This window comes from Psychrobacter sp. 1U2, assembly GCF_051847575.1.
The window spans coordinates 1-814 of the sequence record NZ_JBPYDC010000829.1 but is presented as its reverse complement, the minus strand read 5'-3'; the positions used below and the strand labels follow the sequence as shown (position 1 = coordinate 814).

Annotated in this window: 1 protein-coding gene; it reads left to right on the top strand. The window is 47.1% G+C overall.

The annotated features are described in order from the left end of the window. A partial coding sequence (locus ACS8FD_RS18990) for a hypothetical protein (RefSeq protein ID WP_439277003.1) occupies positions 1 to 814 on the top strand: 814 nt, incomplete at both ends.

The following is an 814-nucleotide window of genomic DNA, read 5'->3' as shown; positions in this document are numbered from 1 at the left end:
AACAAAGGCAAACCGGTTAAACAATACGAACCCTATTTCAGTGAAATCGAAACAGCCCTCAACATTTTTGAGCCAGATCATCGTTATGAGGAACCAAAAGAGGTGGGTGTTACCCCAATCATCTATTACGATGCTGCGGGTCGTGTCATCCGTACCGAAGCACCCGATGGGTCATACAGCCGAGTCGAATTTTCACCCTGGCATGTTACCAGCTACGATCAGAACGATACAATACTTGAACCAGCAAATAACTGGTATCAGCGCATGAGTACTGGCACAGACGCCGAGCAAAGGGCAGCACGTATTGCGGCTAAACATGCCGATACCCCTGCAACCACTCTCCTCGATAGTTTAGGGCGAGAAGTAATTAATGTGGCTTTTAATCGTAGTCCAGAAGAGTCAGCAGCCTTAGCCAATGTTCCGTTTCTCAATCGTCCTTGGCTTGATGAACACTACATCACCTTTACCAAACTAGATGCCGAAGGCAAACCGCTGTGGATTCAAGATGCTCGCGATAATTTGGTCATGCGGTATACCGTGCCCGCTTCGCCCAGATCAGACCCAACCATTGACTATTTTCCTGTCTACGACATAGCCGGGAATTTACTGTTTCAACACAGTATGGATGGCGGAGATCGCTGGTTAATCAACGATGCCTCAGGTCAACCATTCTATGCCTGGGATGAAAATGAAAATGAATTGGGCGTATTGGAACAGCGAGTTATTCATACAACGTATGACACCTTGCGTCGTCCGCTGGAACAAAGTCTAAAAATAGCGAGTAATGAGTGGACGGTCGAGCGATTTGTTTACG